At 54.2% G+C, this 22,707-nt stretch carries 19 protein-coding genes; 10 read left to right on the forward strand and 9 right to left on the reverse strand.

Going from position 1 to position 22,707, the window contains the following annotated elements; translation table 11 throughout:
- Positions 1–23: 23 nt before the first annotated feature.
- The 7 genes from dctP to gcl all read right to left on the reverse strand — a co-directional run bounded on the left by dctP (position 24) and on the right by gcl (position 8,917).
- Positions 24–2,180, reverse strand: a complete 2,157-nt coding sequence (dctP, locus tag BLR25_RS05345; protein ID WP_143009770.1) for a TRAP transporter substrate-binding protein DctP — start codon at positions 2,178–2,180, stop codon at positions 24–26.
- Positions 2,181–2,248: 68 nt separating this feature from the next.
- Positions 2,249–3,160, reverse strand: coding sequence for a 2-hydroxy-3-oxopropionate reductase (gene glxR, locus BLR25_RS05350; protein ID WP_091934872.1), 912 nt, complete (start codon positions 3,158–3,160; stop codon positions 2,249–2,251).
- Positions 3,161–3,265: 105 nt separating this feature from the next.
- On the reverse strand, positions 3,266–4,213 hold the full coding sequence (locus BLR25_RS05355) for a transketolase family protein (protein WP_218122640.1): 948 nt from the start codon (positions 4,211–4,213) through the stop codon (positions 3,266–3,268).
- Positions 4,210–5,040, reverse strand: a complete 831-nt coding sequence (locus tag BLR25_RS05360; protein ID WP_091934878.1) for a transketolase — start codon at positions 5,038–5,040, stop codon at positions 4,210–4,212. Before BLR25_RS05360 ends, BLR25_RS05355 begins: the two co-directional genes overlap by 4 nt.
- 11 nt (positions 5,041–5,051) lie before the next feature.
- A complete protein-coding gene (locus BLR25_RS05365) occupies positions 5,052–5,966 on the reverse strand; it encodes a sugar phosphate isomerase/epimerase family protein (RefSeq protein ID WP_091934881.1) in 915 nt (304 codons plus the stop codon).
- Positions 5,967–6,183: 217 nt separating this feature from the next.
- Positions 6,184–7,092 (reverse strand): dihydrodipicolinate synthase family protein, encoded by a 909-nt coding sequence (locus tag BLR25_RS05370; RefSeq protein WP_091934884.1) that lies wholly within the window; start codon positions 7,090–7,092, stop codon positions 6,184–6,186.
- Between the two features lie 49 nt (positions 7,093–7,141).
- A complete protein-coding gene (gcl, locus tag BLR25_RS05375) occupies positions 7,142–8,917 on the reverse strand; it encodes a glyoxylate carboligase (protein WP_091934887.1) in 1,776 nt (591 codons plus the stop codon).
- Positions 8,918–9,243: 326 nt separating this feature from the next.
- Between gcl and BLR25_RS21210 the strand changes: the two genes are divergently transcribed.
- Positions 9,244–9,402 carry a hypothetical protein gene (locus tag BLR25_RS21210; protein WP_176785757.1) on the forward strand — a complete coding sequence of 53 codons (159 nt, stop codon included), beginning with the start codon at positions 9,244–9,246 and terminating at the stop codon, positions 9,400–9,402.
- A 39-nt stretch (positions 9,403–9,441) separates the two neighbouring features.
- Positions 9,442–11,370, forward strand: a complete 1,929-nt coding sequence (thiC, locus tag BLR25_RS05380) for a phosphomethylpyrimidine synthase ThiC (RefSeq protein WP_091934890.1) — start codon at positions 9,442–9,444, stop codon at positions 11,368–11,370.
- A gap of 516 nt (positions 11,371–11,886) precedes the next feature.
- On the opposite strand, the gene BLR25_RS05385 is transcribed toward thiC, so the two are convergent.
- Both BLR25_RS05385 and BLR25_RS05390 read right to left on the reverse strand, forming a co-directional pair.
- Complete coding sequence (locus BLR25_RS05385; protein WP_091934893.1) at positions 11,887–12,495, reverse strand: GTP pyrophosphokinase; 609 nt, start codon at positions 12,493–12,495, stop codon at positions 11,887–11,889.
- Positions 12,492–13,493, reverse strand: coding sequence for a hypothetical protein (locus tag BLR25_RS05390; RefSeq protein ID WP_091934896.1), 1,002 nt, complete (start codon positions 13,491–13,493; stop codon positions 12,492–12,494). Before BLR25_RS05390 ends, BLR25_RS05385 begins: the two co-directional genes overlap by 4 nt.
- 621 nt (positions 13,494–14,114) lie before the next feature.
- Between BLR25_RS05390 and BLR25_RS21915 the strand changes: the two genes are divergently transcribed.
- From BLR25_RS21915 to BLR25_RS05430, 8 genes are all read left to right on the forward strand, one after another.
- Positions 14,115–14,456 (forward strand): DUF3489 domain-containing protein, encoded by a 342-nt coding sequence (locus BLR25_RS21915; protein WP_091934899.1) that lies wholly within the window; start codon positions 14,115–14,117, stop codon positions 14,454–14,456.
- A complete protein-coding gene (locus tag BLR25_RS05400; RefSeq protein WP_091934902.1) occupies positions 14,453–14,827 on the forward strand; it encodes a DUF2924 domain-containing protein in 375 nt (124 codons plus the stop codon). Before BLR25_RS21915 ends, BLR25_RS05400 begins: the two co-directional genes overlap by 4 nt.
- Positions 14,824–16,488 (forward strand): recombinase family protein, encoded by a 1,665-nt coding sequence (locus tag BLR25_RS05405; protein ID WP_091934905.1) that lies wholly within the window; start codon positions 14,824–14,826, stop codon positions 16,486–16,488. The genes BLR25_RS05400 and BLR25_RS05405 overlap by 4 nt, the downstream gene beginning before the upstream one ends.
- A gap of 404 nt (positions 16,489–16,892) precedes the next feature.
- Positions 16,893–18,176, forward strand: a complete 1,284-nt coding sequence (locus tag BLR25_RS05410) for a tyrosine-type recombinase/integrase (protein ID WP_091935505.1) — start codon at positions 16,893–16,895, stop codon at positions 18,174–18,176.
- Between the two features lie 583 nt (positions 18,177–18,759).
- A complete protein-coding gene (locus BLR25_RS21920; RefSeq protein ID WP_143009771.1) occupies positions 18,760–19,197 on the forward strand; it encodes a helix-turn-helix transcriptional regulator in 438 nt (145 codons plus the stop codon).
- A complete protein-coding gene (locus BLR25_RS05420; protein WP_091934912.1) occupies positions 19,194–20,693 on the forward strand; it encodes a YfjI family protein in 1,500 nt (499 codons plus the stop codon). Before BLR25_RS21920 ends, BLR25_RS05420 begins: the two co-directional genes overlap by 4 nt.
- Before the next feature lie 343 nt (positions 20,694–21,036).
- On the forward strand, positions 21,037–21,462 hold the full coding sequence (locus BLR25_RS05425) for a hypothetical protein (protein ID WP_176785758.1): 426 nt from the start codon (positions 21,037–21,039) through the stop codon (positions 21,460–21,462).
- A 139-nt stretch (positions 21,463–21,601) separates the two neighbouring features.
- Positions 21,602–22,567 carry a DUF932 domain-containing protein gene (locus BLR25_RS05430; RefSeq protein WP_091934915.1) on the forward strand — a complete coding sequence of 322 codons (966 nt, stop codon included), beginning with the start codon at positions 21,602–21,604 and terminating at the stop codon, positions 22,565–22,567.
- Positions 22,568–22,707: the final 140 nt, after the last annotated feature.

Raw genomic sequence — 22,707 nt, forward strand, 5'->3', positions numbered from 1 at the left:
GCGCGGCATGTCGTCACTAATGACTAGCGCATCGATTGGATTGATTGAAATAGTGCTCGTTGTTGAGAATTCGACAAGAATCGATCGTAAACAGGACGCATGGCATTTTTGAGCATTCGGCGATCAATGTCCTTGATGAACACGATCCCTGATTGCGTAACACGCTTTCGCGCCGATTCTTCGCTTTCACGGTTCAGTCGCCTTTGAATTGGAACTGATTCGCGCGCGACTGATGCTATGAGCATTTGATCCGTTTCGGACAATTCGTTCCAACGTTTCTTGCTAAAGAGTAGCACCTCAGGAACGACAGCATGCTCCGTCAAACAGAAATACTTGAACGCGTCCTGATGTTTGTAATTGTCGAAAACAATAACGCTGTTTTCCGCGCAGTCGATCAGACCGGTACGTGCAGCAGAAATAACTTGGTCGGGCGGCAAGGGGGTCGGAATCATATCAAGAGCTCTTGCGATCGCGAACCATAGATCCGACTGAATCACCCTCAATTTCAGAGTGCGCATGTCGGCAAGTTTATGGATTGCCACATTGCTATAAATGGACCGAAATCCGGCATCGTATACAGCCAGTGCGACGAAATCTGTCTGAGAACAGGTCCGTAAAATTTCTTCCCCAGGAGCACCATCCATTGCGGTATGAAGGTGTTCTATTGAATCAAACAGATAGGGAAGAGAAAGAACATTAGCCGTTGGGTAATCCTTTGCCAGCAAGGCAACATTACCTCTTGCGATGTCCAACACGCCAGTCCGCAACTGATCGAGCGTTTCCTTTTCAGAACCAAAGACCCCGTTTGGAATAATCTTAATACTTATTCGACCTTCGCTTTTCTTTGCCAAGATATCGGCCATTGCGCTTACAGCTCGCACGCTTGGATAGTCATTGGCGTTCGGGAAGGCTGCTCGTAAGACAATCTTATCAACTGTCGAAGTGTTCTTGAAGCTCTTAATGATCTGGTTCAGTTGGTGGCCGACGTGTGACAATTGGCAGATCTTATCTGACGAAGATTTCGCAGCAGATGAGTTTTGCTCGCTAATTTGAGCTATTTGCTCGATATTGTGAGCGATTGAGGCACTGGCTGTTTCTTGCTCCCTCATTGCCCCTGAAATGTCTGCAACTGCTACTGCAGTTGCTTCTGCGCCGGATTTTAATCGTTCTATGGCCGTGCCTGCTTGACGGGCATTGAGAACGCCAATGCCAACCGCTTCTTCCGTATGATGCATACTTTCGACCGCCAAACGTGCGCTTTCCTGCATGCGATTCAGTAAGTTGCTTATTTCTTGTGTGGAAACAGTGGTTCGCTCAGCAAGTTTCCGAACCTCATCCGCAACCACTGCAAATCCTCGCCCCTGTTCTCCTGCTCTCGCTGCCTCGATAGCAGCGTTCAGTGCAAGCAAATTAGTTTGATCTGCAATTTCGCGAATCATTCCGGCCACGGATGATATGCCATCACAATCTTCACGTAGGGCGCGAATTCTTTGAGAGGCCTCGGTGACAGTATCCGATATCTGCTGAATTCCACCGACTGTTTCGAGAATAACTCGGGCACTGTCGCTGGCTATTCGGCGTGATTCTTGGGTGTGACGACTAGCGTCTTCAGACTGGCCCGCGACAACTGAAATGCTCACCGTCATCTGCTCGACGGCGGAAGCCATGTTTCCAGATGAGTCACTTTGAAGTTGCGAATTGCGAGCTATCTTTCGTGCTGAATGATCGATTTCCTCGGAGACTTCAATCAAGGTGTCAACCGAGTTTTGGATGCCTAGCAATGTTTCCCGGAATTTTTCGATTAGGCGGTTATACGCGGAGAGTATCCGTTCGACTCGATGGTCTCCCGAAATGGCGATTGTCTTCGAAAAGTCGAGGTTGTCGGCCGCATATGAAATCGCTTTATAGATTGTGGATAGAGCCTTATCGACTTTTTTCTCACTGCCGAAATAGTTGAAGCCAAACCCTGTTATCGCACAACAGACAGCCAGGAAGATTTCGATTTGCATTAAACGCAGTTCGCCTTCAAGAGATGTCAGTGTTGCGCTATTTGCATTCAACGCAGAAGTAATTGATGCAACCGTTACTCCAATTTCGTTGCTTAAAGCAATTGCCAGCGCTGATAACCCGATGCAAGCCGCTGCGGCAATAAGCGAAATTGCTTTTGGTTTAGTTATCACTGACGTCCCTTTCCGAACGACGTAGATGTCTTCCTGTGAGTAATTGGTGGTTTGAGATCGACGGCTAGTTACGCTGGTCTTACGACTATTGACGTTTTCTGACCGATCTCGAAATTGGCCATCAGTTCTAGGGCGCGCACCATGCCGGAGTGATCCCAGGCGCTGCCGCCGTGTGCGGCGCAGCTGTTGAACAGTTCCTGCGCGGTCGCGGTATTGGGCAGCGAAAGGCCGAGTTTGCGCGCCGTGGTCAGTGCCAGGTTGAGATCCTTCTGGTGCAGTTCGATGCGGAATCCAGGGTTGAACGTCCGCTTGACTATGCGTTCGCCGTGCACTTCTAGAATTTTCGACGAGGCAAAACCGCCCATCAGCGCTTCGCGCACCTTGGCGGGATCGGCGCCGGCCTTGGCGGCAAACAGCAGTGCTTCGCCGACGGCTTCGATGTTGAGCGCAACGATGATCTGGTTGGCAACCTTGGCGGTCTGGCCGTCACCGTTGCCACCGACGAGGGTGATGTTCTTGCCCATCAGTTCGAACAGCGGCTTGACCGCGTCGAAGGTCGCTTGCTTGCCGCCGACCATGATCGAGAGCGAGGCGTTCCGGGCGCCGACTTCGCCGCCGGAGACCGGTGCGTCGAGGTATTCGCAACCGAGCGCGTTGATCTTCTTGGCGAACTCCTTGGTTTCGATCGGAGAGATCGAACTCATGTCGACGACGATCTTGCCGGCACTCAATCCTTCGGCTATGCCGTTCGGATCAAACAATGCCGCCGCAACATGCGGTGTGTCCGGGACCATGGTGATGATGATGTTGGCCTGTTTGGCGACTTCCTTGCCGCTGGCGCAGGACTTGCCGCCGGCCTCGACCAGCGACGCGGGAACGCTCGGAATGCTGAACAGGAACACTTCATGCCCTGCCTTAATCAGGTGCTCTGCCATCGGCGTGCCCATGATGCCCAAACCTACGAATCCAACACTAGCCACGCTTTACCTCCAATCGTTGTACTTCATGTTTAATTTTCCGTTGATCAAATATGCGGCGTATGAAGGCGTGACTTCATACGCCGCAACACTCGAACGAAAAGTCGATTATTTGGCTTTTCTTGCTATTACCTTCTTGGCCGCTGCCACGAAGTCTTTGGCCACGAGCTGATACTTGGTCGCCAGTTCTTCTGGCAATCCGCATTCGAGGAAGGTGTCCTTGATCCCTACCATTTCGACTGGCACCGGATGGTGGCTCACCAGGAATTCGGCGACGGCGCCGCCCAAGCCTCCGGCCAGTTGCGCCTCATCAACCGTGACTATCGCTCCGGTCTCTTTCGCCGCTGCCAGCACCGCCACTTCATCGAGTGGCTTGACGGTGTGCATGTTGATCACGCGCGCGGAGATTCCTTCTTGTGCCAACTTGTCGTGCGCCAGCAGCGCTTCATAGACAAGCGGACCTGCGGCGATGATGGTGACGTCCGTGCCTGGCTGCATCACGATGGCTTTGCCGATCTCGAAGACGTCGCCTTCGTCGGTGAAGACCGGCGTGGCCTCACGGGCAAAACGCAGGTAACAGGGGCCTTCCATCTTGGCTGCGGCGATCGTTGCCTTCTTGGCTTCGATGGCATCGCAGGGCAGGATCACTGTCATGTTCGGCAAGACGCGCATCACAGCCACATCTTCCAGCGCCTGGTGCGTGGCACCATCACCGCCGGCTGAGAAGCCGCCGTGCGCCCCGGCGATCTTGACGTTGAGGTTGGAATAGCAGACCGTCGTCCGCACCTGATCCCAAGCCCGGCCGGCCACGAAGACCGCGTACGTTGTGGCGAAAGGTATCTTGCCGCCCAGAGCAAGGCCAGCAGCGGTGCCGATCATGTCTTGTTCGGAAATCCCAATATCGAAGAATCGGTCGGGGTATTTTGCTTGGAACCAGTCGGAACGCGTCGATTTGGCGAGATCGGCATCTAGCACGATCACATCCGGATTGGTCGCACCCAGTTCGACCAAAGCATGGCCGTAGCCATCGCGTGTCGGCAGCGTCATAAGGCTCATTGTCCGTTCCCCTTCCCGTAGATTTCGTCGAGTGCCTGCTTCATTTCATCTTTGTTGCACGGTTTGCCGTGCCAGCCAGCGACGTTCTCCATGAAGGAGACGCCTTTGCCCTTGACGGTCTTCATGAGGATGACCGAAGGCTTGTCCTTCGTTTGTTTCGCTTCTTCATAGGCGGCCAACATCTGGGCGATATCGTGTCCATCGCACTCAATGACGTGCCAGTTGAAGGAGCGCCACTTGTCGGCCAAGGGGGCAATGCCCATGACCTTCTCCACGTCGCCGTCGATCTGCAGGCCGTTGTAGTCGACAATGGCGCAGACGTTATCGAGCTTGTAGTGGGCGGCCGTCATCATGGCTTCCCAGATCTGGCCTTCCTGCAATTCGCCGTCACCCAGCAGGCAGTAGGCCCGGTAGGGTTTGCGGTTGAGCTTGGCCGACAGGGCGAAGCCGTTGGCTACCGAAAGGCCCTGTCCCAGCGAGCCGCTGGAGACTTCGATACCCGGGAGCGCTTTACAAGACGGATGACCTTGCAGGCGGGTACCGAGTTTGCGCAGGGTCACGAGTTCTTCGACCGGGAAATAACCGGTGCGCGCCATAACCGCATAGGTCACCGGGCAGGCATGGCCCTTGGATAGGAAGAAGCGGTCGCGCTCCGGCCAGTTTGGATCAGCCGGACGGTGATTCATTACGTTGCCGTACAAGGCGACCATGGCTTCGACGGCGGATAGGCTGCCACCCGGGTGGCCAGAGTTGGCGGCGTTAGTCATCCGGACGATATCGGCCCGAACATCCTGACAGATTCCTTTGAGGCGTTCCACACTTTCCATTTCGATCTCCCTTACACAACTTGTTCCCAAGCGAGGTTGAGCACCCGCTTGGCGTTGGCCACGACCAGATCCGGATCTTCGTCACCAACCGGTTTGACTTCGAAGCTGACGATCGGACGTTTGTCCTTGTTCAGGAAACCGATCTGCTTAAGGATCTGGAGATACTCGACCAGTTCGTCGACGTCGTTCTCGCCACCAGGAAACCCGAAGCGCGGATGGGCGTCTCCGTAGGCCGGCCAGGACGAATCCTTGACCACGCAGTTCCCCATGTGGGCGTGGATGATGTAATCCTTGATTGGCAGGAGCGATTCGGCCACCGTCTCGTGTAGCAGCGGGATATGACTCAAGTCGACCATCAGGCCGAAGTTGTCGTATTCAGCACGGATCTCTTCGGCGTAGCGTTTGGCCAGCGCGACCGGGCCAATCAGTGACTTTTTGTCGACGTCGAAATCGAAGACTTCCAAGGCGATCTTGAGGTCGCCCTTGGATTTGGCGTAGGCGCATAGTTCAAGGGTCGAGGCGACCAGCGCCCGGTAGGCATCTTCCAGTTTGTCGTCGGTGTATTTGCCGCTCAGGAAGGCAAATCCTTGGGCGCCCATTTCGTAGGCTTCGTCGATCCCTTCCTTGAGGTTAGCGATTGCCCGTTTCCGCGCCACCTCGTCCAGGTCGTTGATGTTCATTCCCGTCGTCAGGAGCCGCGGTTGCCCACCGTAGGCGACGTCAATGTGCGAGGTGTCGATCATTTTCTTGACGCGTTGACGAACCGCCGGATCCTTGATCGAGGTAATCTCGACCGCCTCGAAGTAGTCGTCCAGCGCGATCTTGCGGAAGGTCTCCTCCACCGGACCTTCCCCCTTAATCACGCTTGGGTAGGCCATGAAGTGAATCAGGCCGACCCTCATGTATTTGCGGATTGATTCATCCATTATGTTTTGCTCCTTCGCGCGTGTTATTCGTCATGCGACTTGCTTCTGTTTGGGAAAGCCCGGCTAAAGTCATTTGCAGCCTATCCGTTAGTCGAAATTTGAGATAAACAGATCACCTACTGACCTTAATCAGTACGGTCTATTACCAACTGTCAGAGACAAATCGGCGCGCGGAAATACCCGAGACAGTGCTCGGGTACTCCGTCGCTTGCTTGGACTACAGATTCATTTGGTAACCGATTTCGTCAAGCTTTTCGCGCAACGGTTCGAGTTTTTCCTTCGGCACACTCATCAACGGTGGCCGCACTTCCGACCATTGCGGATCGTTACGCTTCCAAGCGATCACAGCCTTCATTGCTGAGATCAGAGGCAACATCTCGAACGTACGGCGTACGGTCGTGACCTTTGCTTGCCGATCATCCGCGTCCGCGTCCTGCCAATGCGCATAGAGATCGTGAATCATCGCCGGGTTAACGTTACACGTTGCGGTAATGGCGCCAGCACCGCCGCCTCGTAGGGTTTGCAGAAGGAAAACTTCACTACCGCAGAACACGTCGAAACTTTCTGACTGGAAATTTTTCAGCAACATGTCGGTATTGTTCCAATCGCCCGAGCTATCCTTGATACCGGCAACCGTACCCGGGTAGGCTTTCAACAGTCGCTCGATGACACCGGGAGTGATCGGTACTTGAGCAATAGGCGGGATGTGGTACAGGTACAAACGCAACTTGTCGCTGCCGACACGTTGAATCGTTTCCGAGAAAGCACGATATAGCCCGTCATCCGAGAGGTTTTTATAGAAGAACGGCGGGAGCATCAGTACGCCGCTACATCCCAGCTTGACAGCGTGCTTGGTCAGTTCGACGGTGTCCGTCAGTGCGCAGCACCCGGTGCCTGGCATCATCAGCGAGGCGTCGACACCGGCTTCCACCAGCTGGCTCATCAGCGTCATCCGCTCAGCAACGCTGAGTGAGTTGGCTTCCGAGTTCGTACCGAATACGGCCAGTCCGGCATTTTGCGAGACAAGCCATTTGCAGTGGGTGATAAGCCGCTCAGCAGAGGGCTTCAGATCGGCGTCAAACGGGGTTACAACGGGAGCCAAGACACCTTTCAGTCTTCTTGCCATTTTGATTCCTTAGTAGTCTCAATTTATTGATGTGACGACTGTCAGAGTTTCAGTACATCACACCGATGGTGGTGGGTGCATCCTCGGGCTTCTCGGCCAGCGGCTCGTTTTCAATCACGTTGTTAATTTCCGGTCCCATCGAAATATTGGTCACTCGCTCCAGAATGGCCTCAATCACCACCGGGACTTGATAGGTCGCCATCAATTGCTTCGCGGTCTGGAAAGCTTCCGGTAAATCAGCCGGATCAGTTACACGGATGGCCTTGCAGCCCAGTCCTTCAACAACCGTTTTGTGGTCTACGCCGTACTGACCAAGTTCCGGAGCGTTGACGTTTTCGAACGACAACTGTACGCAGTAGTCCATGTCGAAGGCACGTTGCGACTGGCGGATAAGGCCTAGGTAGCTGTTATTAACCAGCACATGGATATAGGGCAGCTTGAACTGGGCGCCGACGGCGAGTTCCTCGATCAGGAACTGGAAGTCGTAATCCCCGGATAGGGCCACCACCTGACGCTTCGGATCGGCTTTGGCAACGCCAAGTGCCGCCGGCAACGTCCACCCCAGGGGGCCCGCTTGAGCCGAATTGATCCAATGCCGCGGCTTGAACACATTGAGCATCTGCGCAGCTGCGATTTGCGACAGGCCGATGGTCGTCACATAGCAGGCGTCCTTGCCAAAAGCGCGATTCATCTCTTCATACACCCGTTGCGGCTTGATCGGAACGTTGTCGAAATGCGTTTTGCGCTGCATTGTGATGTCGCGTTTGCGGTCGTAGCACTCTCTAGCCCAGGCATCCCAATCCGGCAATTTGCCGATTGATTGCTTCGCTAACTGGAGGAGACCGGTCAGCGCCGCTTTGGCATCCGAAACAACTCCGTAGTCAGGGTTGAAGACCCTGCCGATCTGAGTCGGCTCGATGTCGATGTGCACGAACTTACGATCTTTGGTGTAAACCTCCAACGAACCCGTGTGGCGGTTGGCCCAGCGATTACCAATGCCGATGACCACGTCGGATTCGAGGAAAGAGGCGTTGCCGTAACGATGGGCGGTCTGGATACCAACCATGCCGATCATCAGCGGATGGTCATCAGGAATCGTGCCCCAGCCCATCAGCGTTGGAATGACAGGAACGCCAGTCAGCTCGGCAAATTCAACGAGTTCCTTGGACGCATCCGCGTTGATGATGCCGCCGCCGGCGATGATGACCGGCTTCTTGGCGGAACACAGGATTTCCATCACCTTTTCGAGTTGCTTGGTACTGGCTGTCGGCTGATAGACTGGCAGCGGTTCGTACGTATCGATGTCAAATTCGATTTCGGCCACTTGCACATCGAACGGCAAATCAATGAGCACGGGGCCACGACGGCCGGAGCGCATCAAATGGAATGCCTGCTGGAAGACCCGAGGAACGAGACCAGGTTCGCGCACGGTGACAGCCCATTTTGTCACCGGCTTGGCGATGGTTTCGATATCGACGGCTTGGAAGTCTTCCTTGTGCAGACGGGCGCGCGGGGCCTGTCCGGTGATACACAGGATCGGGATCGAGTCTGCCGAAGCCGAATAAAGTCCGGTAATCATGTCAGTGCCGGCAGGTCCTGAGGTGCCGATGCAGACTCCGATATTGCCGGCATTGGCCCGGGTATAACCCTCGGCCATGTGCGACGCGCCTTCCACGTGCCGTGCCAGCACGTGATCGACGCCACCGGCTTTTTTCATTGCCGAATAGAAGGGATTGATGGCAGCTCCCGGCACACCAAACGCCGTAGAAATACCTTCTTTTTTCATTACCAACACTGCCGCATCAACCGCGCGCATTTTTCCCATATCATTCTCCTATAGGCGATTGGATATTGACGTAATAAGTAGGCGGGAACCCGCCTTAAGTGTGGCGCCGCATTCTTTGTGCTAACTAATCAGCGCAGTCCTCGCCGTTGCTTGAACACCGTTTTGACGCGTTACACTCACAGCAGAAGTATTGACTTGTCAGCTATATGCTGGAAGTAGTGCTGTTAATCTTTAGAAGATAAAAATATTTTTCTATCAATAGAGTTTGGGGCCTTACCTTTAGCACTCTGATTCCCAAGCTCGATTTGTCACTTCATTGTTTGGCTATGACACGGACTGGCAGCGCCTACTAGGCATCCATCGCTATGCTGTTGCCGCAACGGGCCGACATTACTTCGGCCGTATGCGACGCGCATCACTGGCTGGCTTACGCCATCGCCCACGCCGACCGCCTCAGCGTCGCCTCGGCGCCGCAGGGCCACGGCCAGGTGCATCACTTCCACGTGCGCTGGCCTGCCGCCTGAAGCCGCTTTCTTTTTTTTGCCTCACCCACGGACCTGATCATGAACGCCAACGAAAAATTCGTCGCAGCCGCCGCCCACGTCGACGAGGCTGCCATCCAACCACTGCCTAATTCCCGCAGGGTTTACGTTGAAGGCAGCCGCCTGGACCTGCAGGTGCCGATGCGCGAAATCGCGCAAGCCGACACGCCGACCGCCTTCGGCGGCGAAAAGAACCCGCCGATCTTCGTATATGACTGCTCTGGCCCCTACGGCGACCCAGCCGCCAAGATCGACATCCGCCAAGGTTTGCCCGCGCTACGCGCCCAGTGGATTGCCGAACGCAACGATACCGAAGCACTGAAGGATCTTTCCTCCGAATTTGGTCGTATCCGCGCCGCCGACAAATCGCTGGATGAACTGCGCTTCCCTGGTCTGCACCGCAAGCCGCTGCGCGCCCAGCCCGGCAAGAACGTCACCCAGATTCACTACGCACGCCAAGGCATCATCACCCCGGAAATGGAGTTCATCGCCATCCGCGAGAACAACAACCGCCGCGCCTACATCGAATCGCTGAAGGCCAGCAGCCCGCAAGGCGCCAAGCTCGCCGCGCTGATGACGCGCCAGCATCCCGGTCAGAACTTCGGCGCTTCGATACCCGAGGAAATCACGCCCGAATTCGTGCGCTCGGAAGTCGCCCGCGGCCGCGCTGTCATTCCGGCCAACATCAACCACCCGGAAGCCGAACCGATGATCATCGGCCGCAACTTCCTGACCAAGATCAACGCCAATATCGGCAACTCAGCGCTCGGCTCCAGCATTCAGGAAGAAGTCGAGAAGATGACTTGGTCGATCCGCTGGGGCGGCGACACGGTGATGGATCTCTCCACCGGCAAGAACATCCACGAAACACGCGAATGGATCGTGCGCAATTCGCCGGTGCCAATCGGCACGGTGCCGATCTATCAGGCGCTGGAAAAAGTGAACGGCAAGACTGAAGAGCTGACGTGGGAAATTTTCAAGGACACGCTGATCGAGCAAGCCGAACAGGGCATTGACTACTTCACCATCCACGCCGGCGTGCTGCTGCGCTACGTGCCGATGACTGCTAACCGCATGACCGGCATCGTCAGCCGAGGCGGCTCGATCATGGCCAAGTGGTGCCTCGCCCACCACAAGGAAAGCTTCCTCTATACGAACTTCGAGGAAATGTGCGAAATCATGAAGGCCTACGACGTCGGCTTCTCGCTCGGCGACGGTCTGCGCCCCGGTTCCATCTACGACGCCAACGACGAAGCCCAGCTGGCCGAACTGGAAACGCTCGGCGAACTCACCGACATCGCGTGGAAGCATGACTGCCAGGTGTTCATCGAAGGTCCGGGCCATGTGCCGATGCACATGATCAAGGAGAACATGGACCTCCAGTTGAAATACTGCAAGGAAGCCCCGTTCTATACCCTCGGGCCGTTGACCACCGACATCGCCCCGGGCTATGACCACATCACCAGCGGCATCGGTGCTGCCATGATCGGCTGGTACGGCACGGCGATGCTCTGCTACGTCACGCCAAAGGAACACCTTGGCTTGCCGAACAAGGACGACGTCAAGGAAGGCATCATCACCTACAAGCTTGCCGCGCACGCTGCCGACCTCGCCAAGGGCCACCCCGGCGCGCAGATCCGCGACAACGCCATGAGCAAGGCACGCTTCGAGTTCCGCTGGGACGACCAGTTCAACATTGGCCTCGACCCGGACAAGGCCAAGAGCTTCCACGACGAAACCCTGCCCAAGGAATCGGCCAAGATCGCCCACTTCTGCTCGATGTGCGGCCCGCACTTCTGCTCGATGAAGATCACGCAGGATGTGCGCGACTTCGCGACCAAGCAAGGTCTCGACGAGAAGGCCGCGCTGGAAACAGTGGCAAAAGCGGGGATGGAAACAAAGTCGGTGGAATTCGTGAAGTCAGGAGCAGAGGTATATCACAAGGTGTGATTCATACCAACCGCAGCTCTGGCGAAGGAGATGACGGAGCGCAATTGGTCCGTTGTCAGTGGACTCACTGGTCGCAGCACATGACCAGCGCAGCCAGGCCCGAGAATGATCCGCGCAAGATTACGTGCATGAACACCGTTGCAGGCGAGATCGACTACACTCGACTTACCGACACAAATCATGGCGTGAGAGATATCCTAGCCTGTGATCTTACAGACCGTCTGGCTCAGAGGTTCGGGCGTAGCCGTGAGTAAAATGTCGCCAGGCATGACGTGGTGAGCGACGAACTGACTATGCCCCAAGACTTTCTTTGAGCCTAGCGCCATAAAGGCTGTGAGCAATTTGCGGTGAGGTTACCGTTACATTTGTTCCTCGCGTTGCGCGACGGAGCAGCAGAATTAGAAGGACTCCGCAATCCGCAGACGAAGCCCGCGTGATGCGCACTAATTAGTCTCTTGCTGAGACTCGTTGTGGTCGGCAAGAAGTCGGCCATACTGGACTTCGACCGGCATCTAGTCAGGTCAAAGCATTAACGAGTTGCTCGAATATTTCGTCAGCACCCCATGCCTGCGCTGCAGTGAAAGCGACCTGGCGCTTTTGCAATTTAGTTAAGGGCTCCTTCGATTTGTAAGAAATATCATGCTCAGCCTCGCCCCAAGCATGTTGAAAAAGTGTTTTCACCTGTAGCTCAAAGAACTGAGGAACCTTCTCTCTATCCAACTGATCGCTGATCACATCTTCCGGCAGCGCCAAGATAAAGTGCTTACCTACGTAGCCGAACTCTTTCGCGGAATCTGGAATTACTACCCTCTCTTCTATTCTGCGTAGATATTTATCCACTACTTCACTTACTGCATCGACATCCTGCTTGTAAAAAACTATGACACGAGCACCTATCTGATCCTGGATCTGTACAAAAGGACTACTGTATTTGATGGAGCCATCATCGTTGAGCTTCAAGGCCTTGCCAAGAAATCTCTCCGGGCTCTTGGCCCTCGCGGCAATTCTGTCTATCCGAGGGGTGTCCTCAAGCATTTCCGTGAGGAAATCTATAAGTTTTTCGGCTAGACCATTCAGCTCTTGATATCTGGACTGATATTCCGCCAACAGTTCCGTCTCTGTCATTTTGTACTCTTTAAGCGCTGGTCAATCACTCTGCCTTTGGCTGTATAGGTCTTTTGATCGCCCTCGTCGCCAACAGTAAAGCACTGGGAAAATTTGTCAGCGGGAGCAGATACAACCGCGCCTGAATCGAGTTCCACCTGCTTGAAGGCGATCACTTTGGAAAATTCTGATGAATCAAATTTGAATTTTTCCTGTATCAATCGGGCAGGATCCACGTTGTCCAGGACCGTCTTTTTTGTCTTCTCGCTGAAATGAAATTCATCACAGAAACCTGCAATTGATAAGGCTTTCGAGGACAGGTTTCTTGCCAACTGAGTTGCTGATGCGATCTCGGCCTTGGTCTGTTGGTCACTTGCGGCCTTCATTGCATTCTTGAGTGCGTTAGCTAAGCGCTTGGTCCCTAAAGCCGGGGATGTTGCGAAATCAGATTGAAGAAAATCAACGATCCAGTAGTCAGCAATTGATTTGGTCCCATGGTTGATTTGCTTGTCTACTGCATGTCCGTTCCATAGGTCTCCCGCTATACCACTCCAAGTGTAAGTAACTGCTTTATAGGCATGAGAACTTTTTAGAAACACCTGATCTACAAACTGGACCGAGAGCTTATCTTCTCCCCTCTCAGCAACAATTCCTTCATCGGCTGGAAACCTTGACATCACTATTTGCTTTTTCCCCGAATGACCTTTCCCGATGCAGATGAACATCAGCCCCATGCCTGACGTACCGTTTGTCACACACTGAAGCCGCGTCGCAAGCGGCTGGGCAACTTCCAGCGAGGGGGCCGACAAAAGCGTCAGAACCTCGTCCATGACAATATTTTTTTGCTTGGTGCCTTCAGACGTAAAAAGGATTGGCACATTGCAGTCTTTGTTGGCATTATCAAATATGCCTCTGAGCATCAAACAGAGCTTCGAGTCATCCAACGGGATATCCACACCTGTGGGTGCCTCTTCTTTTTTGGGATAAGTCAAGAAGCTGTAGAGCAGTTCCAGTGCCATATCTTCACCTCACCTCACCTCGCATATTAAGAGCGGATGCCACGAAGCATATACACGAATATGATAAACGGTTTTTTAGATGTGTGTTTATGTCAGCCAAGGCAGAATTACAATCATTTGGCTGCTCTGCCGTTTTTTTGAGCCAACGCTTCAACTGAAATAACCGCAGGTAAAGGTGGCATTGCTGACCGAATTAGGTGGAGTTTATGATGGCCGCTTTGGCCGGCCTCCAGTCCGTGAGTTACCGTACTGGATGACCGGCGCCGCCTGGATACCAGCCACAGCATGTATCTCGGATCAGGCAGCAACTCAGAGTTGGCAGACTACCTTTCGCGCAACCGAGAAGCTAACTTTCAATTTGGCTCTTAGCTGACATGAAGGCCGGCAACTCCGTTGAACAGTATGCTACCGCGAGCAAACAACGCCAGTTGCATAACTCTGATGACATGAATACTTGACGCCATCTTTCTGGACGCTCCTGTCGCAGAAAGCTGACAGATCCAGAAGCTCTCTGACTTTACTCTACGACCGCCACAAATGACTGGATAGACTCACGCAACAGAGCGTTACTAGGGTTACTGCCGCGACGGTCGCGACAGACCTACCCAAGGAGCCGTCATCATGGCCACCAGCACTCGCAAATCCAGCCCGACGAAACAACCCGCCCCATCCCCCAAGCAGAAAGCTACGGTTTCGCGGAAGAAGGTTGTCAAATCCACCAGTGCGTCGCCCTCGTCAACAATCCCTCTGCTTGGAACACCTGGAAGCAAGCAATCGCGACTGCTCGCCCTCCTCCAATCGTCGAACGGAGCAACCCTAGCCCAGATGGCCGACACCACAGGCTGGCAAGCCCATAGCATCCGTGGTTGCATCAGTGCCGTCTTTCGCAAGCGCCTCGGGCTCAATGTCCAGTGCAGCCCGAGCGATACTGGACGGGTTTATCGAATCATCGCAGCATCATGAAGCGATCCACCCATCGCGACGCACTGACGCAAGCGTGGGAGTCCGCCTTCGGCCATCCGCTCCCACGCTATGTCCAAGCGCAACTCGTCGAGCACGCCGTCGGTTGGCATCGCCAGATGCAGGAGAACCTGCTCTGGCGAGGTTCAGCCGGACGCCGACGCTTAAGACGCCTGTTGCAGGGCGACACCCGGACTGAACTTACTCCAGGCATGATGTTGGTCCGGGAATGGCAAGGGGAGGTTTTCCACGTGTTGGTACTCCCCAAGGGATTTGAGTTGAACGGCCGCGTGTTCAAGAGTCTCTCGGCCATTGCCCGTCATATCACCGGGACCGCCTGGTCTGGCCCGCTCTTCTTCGGGGTCGATCTATGAGACCGGCCAAAGCTTCCACACCGCGCCCGTTGCTCTGCGCTATCTATACGCGCAAGTCTTCAGAAGAGGGACTTGAGCAGGATTTCAATTCACTAGACGCGCAACGGGACGCTTGTGCCGCCTATATCGTCAGTCAGCAATCCCTCGGCTGGATCGCCTCGCCCACAGTGTATGACGACGGCGGCTATTCGGGCGGCACGCTCGAACGCCCTGCACTCGCCCGTCTCTTGGCCGACATTCAGGAACGGCGCATTCAACTGTTGGTCGTCTATAAGGTAGATCGATTGACCCGGTCACTGTCCGATTTCACTCGTCTCGTCGAGTTATTCGATGCGCACGGGGTATCGTTCGTTTCGGTCACCCAGCAGTTCAATACGACGACATCGATGGGCCGACTGACCTTGAATGTGCTGTTGTCCTTTGCTCAATTTGAGCGCGAGGTCACCGCCGAACGGATTCGCGACAAGATTGCCGCCTCCAAGCGTAAGGGGCTATGGATGGGAGGGATTCCGCCGATGGGTTATCTCCCATCCGAACGGACGCTGCGGATTGATTTTGATGAAGCGCCTCGGGTACGTACGATCTTCAGTCTGTATCTCGATTGCGGCGGAGTGACGCAGTTGAAGGCGGAACTCGATCGAATGGGTTGGAAGACACGAGCCCGATCACAAACGAACGGCCCTGCCGGTTATCGGCCGTTCAGCCGTGGCCATCTGCACCGGATTCTGAAGAATCCGATTTATATCGGCAAGATTCCCCACAAGGGGGCGATCTATCCGGGAAAACACGAGGCGATCATTGATTCACCGTTGTGGGAGGCTGTGCAGCAGCAGTTGGCGAATCAGGCCAATGGTAAGCGCCGCGAGAATACCCAAATCCCAAAGTTACTAGTCGGTCTGTTGTTCGACGCGCAGGATCAGAAACTGACCCCGACCTATTCAAAGAAGGGGACTCGGCTCTATCAGTATTATGTGAGCGCTGACTTGCATCAGGGGCGTCATAACAACGCTGATCAATTCAGGATTCCAGCGCTGGAGTTGGAGCGGACGGTGATCGATGCGGTCGTCGATTATCTTCAGGATGAGGTCAGGATCGTGACGATGGCCAAGTCGCGGTATATCCGCCCCTCTGAGACATTGGCAAAGAACCAGTTGATGGCTGAGCGGATCAATGCCCAGACGACACGACATGAGACGCTTCGGGAGGTCGTCGAGCGCATCATTGTCCATTCGGGAAAGTTGGAGATCGTACTGCAGCCTACCGAATCGGGGTTCCAAGGCGCCGTTGAATCTATCGAGGTACCGATTCAGATCAAACGCCTGGGTACTGCGGTACGATTGATCGTCGGCGATACGCGATCACGACCCCGAATCGACAAGACACTGGTGGCGCTCATTGCCAAAGCACATCGCTGGTTCGATCTGCTGTCTTCCGGACATTGCATGAGTATCGGAGCCCTCGCCGAGCGCGAAGGGGTATCACCTTCCTATATCACCCGAGTCATCTATCTGGCGTTCCTCTCGCCCGAGATCATCCAGCGTATTGCTCAAGGCAAGCAGCCGGTTTCTCTGAGTGCCGAAAGGCTACTGAAGAAGGGGGTTCCGCCAATCGATTGGGCTGAGCAATATCGCTGGATCGGGATGATTCCCGACGCAGCTTAAGACCTCCCAACCAGATCCACTCCCCAAGGGCGCGTTGCGCCCTGTATCGTTTCGCTTATGCAGCTGAGCAAAGTCTAACCGTCTAACGTAGCGACTGAGAAAATGAGGGCATTTGCGCCTAAATCCGAGAAACAGCCAAGACTTTCCCGAACAGAGAAAACCCATACAGCGAAAAGCCCGCACAGCGCGGGCCTTACAAAGAAAAAGCCGCACAAGGCGGCTTTTTCTGACTATCTGGCGGAGAGAGCGACTGCCACAACACAATCCAACGCTGTCCAAAATAGTACAAACAAAACACGTACTACATTGTTTTTAATGACACATAATACTAATAGAGTCCAACAAGCCACAATCACAGCCAGAGAAATATGGCATACTCTATGGCATACCATACGGAGTATGCCATGGCTCTACTTACCGATACAAAGGCCCGAAATATCAAGCCGGATGACGGACAACTTCCCCACGGAGGCATCGTTGGGCTGATCCTGATCCCGACAAAAACGAAGGGACATGGCAAGTGGGTCCTGCGCTATATCAGCCCCGTCACAGGAAAACGCCGAAACGCTGGATTGGGCTCCTACCCTGAAACCAGCATTGCCGAAGCCGGAAAAATCGGCACTGCCATGCGCACGCAGATTGCCACCGGCAAAGACCCTCTTGAGGAAAAAAAAGCATCCGCCAACGCCCCCAAACTCCCCGACTTCAGAACCGCAGCCCATGTTGTTCATGCGGAGCTATCCCCCGGGTGGAAAAACAAGAAGCACGTCCAGCAGTGGATCAACACGGTTTCTGAATACGCAATTCCGACCATCGGCGCACTTCCTCTGGATCAGATTCAACCACGCCATATAGCCGAAGTATTACGCCCAATCTGGATATCCAAAGCTGAGACGGCAAGCCGCTTAAGACAACGTCTTCACGCCATCATGGCCTGGGGATGGGCTCACGGGCATTGCGTTTCAAATCCAGTTGATGTTGTTGACCACCTATTGCCACAACAACCAAGCAAGGCCGTACGCTTACAGCACCAACCTGCCATGCCGTGGCGTGACATTCCCGAGTTCGTCGTAAAGCACCTGCGCAGCAATACCGAAGGAGATCTGATTCGTCCGATGCTCGAACTGCTAATCCTCACAGCCGTCCGCTCGGGTGAAATCCGCGGGATGCGGTGGAAGGAAATCGACTTGAATAATGCAGTTTGGACGATCCCCGGAGAGCGAATGAAAGCAAAACACCCCCATCGCATTCCACTAACCAGAAGAGCCATCCAGATCATCGAGCGGCAAACAGGACTGCACGAAGAGTTTGTATTTCCGACACCACGGGACAAAGTCATGTTTTCCGACATGGCTCTCACCCAATTTTTACGACGAATCAAGGCGCCAAGCGACACCCCAGAACGCCTTGCAACCGCTCATGGATTCCGTAGTTCTTTCCGCGACTGGTGCAGCGAGAATGGCTTTCCGCGAGACTTAGCAGAACGCGCCCTGGCCCACACCGTCGCAAACAAGGTCGAAGCGGCCTATCACAGAACAGACTTACTGGAACAACGTCGGCCGATGATGGAGAAATGGGCAGCGCACTGCCTAAACAAAGACCCCGGTTATGAAAGCGACAGCACAATTGATAAACTCCTAAAACCAGCACGCGATCTTGGAATCATCAAGACAAAATCAAGTAAATAGCCTGAAGCTTCACAGCCATTAACGAGCACTTGCATAACTTCTTACTTTCTGCTTGAATGGCAATTCGTTTTTCATCGTTTGACGCTGCAGTCGTAACGATGGCCGCATCAAAAAAATATGCGGAGAAGATACTTGCCTTCGAGGCAATGTTAGTCAGGCAGTTACCACGTTGGGCAGCGAGCGCGGATAAACACCTGGCGACATCCGTAGCGGCAACGCGCTACCGATGCATTATCGAGCACCCGGCGGTGCCATGGCTGAGGCCGAAGTCTGCGCCTCTAGAGGCTGAAGTAAATGCCTCGCCTGCATAGCAGAGCTAGCAGATTTTATCTGCAATTGCTCTGGATTATGACACGCAGAGAAAGATGCTGCGTATCTACCTCGTTTAGGTCACTTGGCAAGGGCAAATGCCGTTGCGTTTTGTGACCTGTCCAGGCCGGGCCTCAACAGCCCGAGAACCTGGCCATAAAGAACTCCGGGGCTTTGCAGGTTTTTCCCGTCGCTGCCGCATGCAAACAACCCTTCGAGATTTTAAGCGCAGTGACGAAAAACGTTGCTTCATAAAGTCATAAAGGTGTTAAAAATGCATAATGCATATGTCAAATCGGGCGCAGTTTCAGGTCGAAACCCTTCAAACACTGCGCCTAGCGCGCAAAAGGTTCTGAAACCATACCAGCTATACCCATCATCAACACAAACGCAACCCATCTCCATAGCAGCGAATCAACTCACACTGAAAGGAGATTCACAGCTTACAGGCACCACCAAGAGCAAAAGCCAAGTTCTCACTGATCGCGTCATTCGAATGCGAGACGTAATAGAACTCACTGGCTTGTGTCGCTCATCGATCTACCTTCGAACAAACGGGTCCAATGACAACAAATACTACGACCCGACCTTTCCACGCAAATTCTCGCTCTCCGGTAACGGGAAACGGGGTGCTGTTGGCTATCTCCTTTCGGAGGTGCTCTGCTGGATTGAAAAACAGGCCAACAGCAGACATCAAGGAGACGCAAAATGACGTCCCTAATCAACCAAATTCCCAACCTTGAGAATTTCCCGCTCCAAGCAATGGGCTCCCTTGTCCCAGTCACATTGGACATGTACCGTGAGACAAAAGGCTCTGCCGCAGCAATTGCAACGTCATTGCTAGCCACTCTTTCTCTGACTTGCCAGGGCAGGATACGCGTCAGAAAACGTGACAACCTGGAGTCACCTGTCTCGCTTGGCTTCATCGTCGAGCAAGACTCTGGTGAGCGGAAAACCTCGATGGTAAAAAGAGCTACGGGCGCCATTAGTTCCTTTTCAAGCAGCCAGGCCTCTGAATACGAGAAATCGTACAGCCGATATCTGTCAGACCTGTCCGCCTGGAAATCGAAGACGAAAGGACTTCAAGACGCCATTCGAAAGAAGGCGGCCAAAGGCATACCTCTTGACAGCGAAGAAGCAAGCCTTAAGGAACTGTCCGACAAAAAGCCAAAGCGCCCCAAACCATTCCACCTCATCATCGAGAAGGCCACGTCAGAAGCGATTACTTCCGTATTTTCGGAATCGCTGCCAACGACGGCGCTCTTCTCCGATGAAGGCGGCATCATCACAAATGGTCGCGCTCTACTTGACCTAAGCATTCTGTGCAAGGCCTGGGACGGATCCGACATTTATCTTGACTCGGTGAGTAACGGCACGAAAATCGTACGCGATCCGACCTTAACAATTGCGCTATTCATCCAACGACAGGTCCTTGAACAGTACCTCTGCCGCAAGGGGGAACTCGCTCGTGGCACCGGTTTTCTTGCCCGGACGTACGTAGTGAGGCCACCGCAAATGGCGGGCACTCGGTTCCTCGAATACGCAGTCAAGTCTGACGGTACCGCCCTCAAACAATTCGAGTCCCGATGCCTCAAAATCCTCAATGAGCAGATCAGCATTGATGGTCAATGCTTACCGGAAAAACTGATACTGGCGTTCTCCCCAGAGGCCCAACCCCGATGGATCAGAAAACATGACCAGATCGAAAGCCAGATGACTCCGGGTGGTTTTTTCTATGCCTTCAAGGACTTCGGATCAAAGCACGCGGATAAAATTGCGCGCCTAGCCGCAATCCTGGAGTACTACGAAACGGGAAGTACCATTATCTCTCTGGAGACACTGGAGCGCGCAATCACCATTTCGGACTGGTATGCCACCGAATTTGTGCGTTATTTCACCCCTGCACCGACTGTCCCGCAGGAACAGATCGATGGCGACATCCTGCTTCGGTGGTTGGCAAACTACGTTCGCACCACCAACCAACTTTGCGTGAAGAAAAATGATGTGCGCAGCGGAGGTCCGAACTCGCTCCGTAACATAGCGCGACTGAACGCTGCGATCCAGAACCTGGACACACGTCTGATTGCTGGAGAAAGAAAGTTGCAGAGCGACAAGGCGGTCTTTATCTCGATGAACCCGAACTTCTTCACAGCTGACATGATTGCCCGAATTTGTCAGACGCTGCCCGTGGGAAGATCAATTATTTAAAGGAGTGATTCGTTGCTGCTGCTTTTTTCCGCTATTACGGCAAAAAAAGCAGCAGCAAAATTAAGACGCGGTGCATGTACTGCGTGTTGGCGCTGGTGGCAAGTGGACGTTCGAGCCGGAGGGCATCCTTTCCAGATTATTTTGATCACATATTGTTTACCTGAGAAATTCGTACTGACCCGTCTCTAATCGAGCCACTTCTTAGTCCAAGCTCGTACCGGATCATCCAATCCGGATATCACCTCCATCGCCCACATCGTCTCCGTGACGGTCGTGGGCGTTTTTGCATTTATGCCGGACAAATACTGACCTCTCGCACTTTCACCTTGCCAAGGAGTTCGTCATGCCCATGATTTGCCCTAACTGCCTCTCAACCCAGATTGAAACCAAGGATTACGCCAAGAAAGCTGCCGCCACTGTCGGTTTTCTTGGCGGGACAGCCAGTGGTATCGCCAGCGCAAAAAGCGGTGCCGAAATCGGCTCGATTGTCGGCGGATCCATCGGCTTTATTGCCGGCCCGGTCGGTTCCCGCGTTGGCAAATGGATCGGTACGCTCGTCGGCGGCATGGTCGGCGGTATCACTGGCGCATTGACTGGCGCCCAACTCGGTCACGTCATCGATGAACGACTGCTCGACAATTACCACTGTCTTGCTTGCGACCATCACTTTCGCACGCCACTCGTCTTCGATCAGAAGGAGACGGAAATCACCCCATTTTCAAACGATGCCATTCTTGGGGGCGTGGGTCGGCTCGACGTCTCTCGCTGATACTGATTGCGGCGTGAGGTAACGCGTCTCTGCATCCTCCCGTTTTCTTTCCTCTCTTCTTCGAACACCACCTGCCGGCAGTTCTCGGCAGCCTCGTCACGCCTTACGTTTCGTCACCCCTCTTACGAAAGGAATTTTCATGGCTCATCTCGTTCAACAAATGGCGTATGTCGACGCCGTCCCGTGGCACGGTCTCGGACATCAATTACCGGCCAAACAGCCGATCGAAATCTGGCAACAGGAAGCCGGCATGGATTGGCAGATCGAAGAAACGCCAGTGCGGTTTATGACCGACACGATTGGCAATCTCGGCACGATCCACTCGTTCCCCGAACAGAAAGTGCTCTATCGATCCGACACGAAAACGGCACTATCGGTCGTCTCTCAACGCTATCAGGTCGTACAGCCGCGAGAGGTCCTGGAGTTCTACCGGGATCTTTCCGAAATTTCTGGCTTTGAACTGGAAACAGCTGGCGTGCTGAAAGGTGGCAAGAAGTTCTGGGCCTTGGCCAAGACGGGGCAGTCGACTGCTGTGAAGGGCAATGACACGGTCAATGGCTACCTACTCTTGGCCACTTCTTGCGATGGTACGCTGGCCACCACCGCGACGCCGACGACGATCCGGGTGGTCTGTCATAACACCCTGACAATCGCCCTGAACGGCGCCAGTCAGGCTATCAGAGTACCCCACAGTACGCGCTTCGATCCCCAAGCGGTAAAGCAGCAACTCGGCATTGCTGTATCGCAATGGGACGGGTTCATGTACCGAATGCGGACCTTGACTGAACGCAAGGTCAAGACGCACGAAGCCATGAACTATTTCCTGCGGGTGCTGTGTGATGCATCCCCAGCCTCCGACAGCGCCGGTCTCGTCAATGAGCGGGCGCTGAAGAAGGTACAAAGCCTGTATGACGGCCAAGGACGCGGCTCAGAACTCGATTCGGCCCGAAACACCGCCTGGGGTCTGCTCAATGCCGTTACCGAGTATGTGGATCACGAACGTCGCTCGCGCAGTGTCGAGCACCGGATGGATTCCGCCTGGTTCGGGCAGGGGGCTACGTTGAAACAGCGAGCACTGGATACTGCATTGGCCTTGGCAGCCTAAATAATGGCGGACGATGCCAATGTTGGGGGCTTCCCGATAAACGTCGCGCTATAGCCAGTACGGTTCTGTCGGCCAGAATCTCGCTTTTACGAAACACATCGCATCCATGGATAGTGGTCCGCTGTCCGCGTAAGCATCCA

The sequence above is a fragment of the Propionivibrio dicarboxylicus genome (genome assembly GCF_900099695.1).
GTDB classification, from domain to species: Bacteria; Pseudomonadota; Gammaproteobacteria; order Burkholderiales; family Rhodocyclaceae; genus Propionivibrio; species Propionivibrio dicarboxylicus.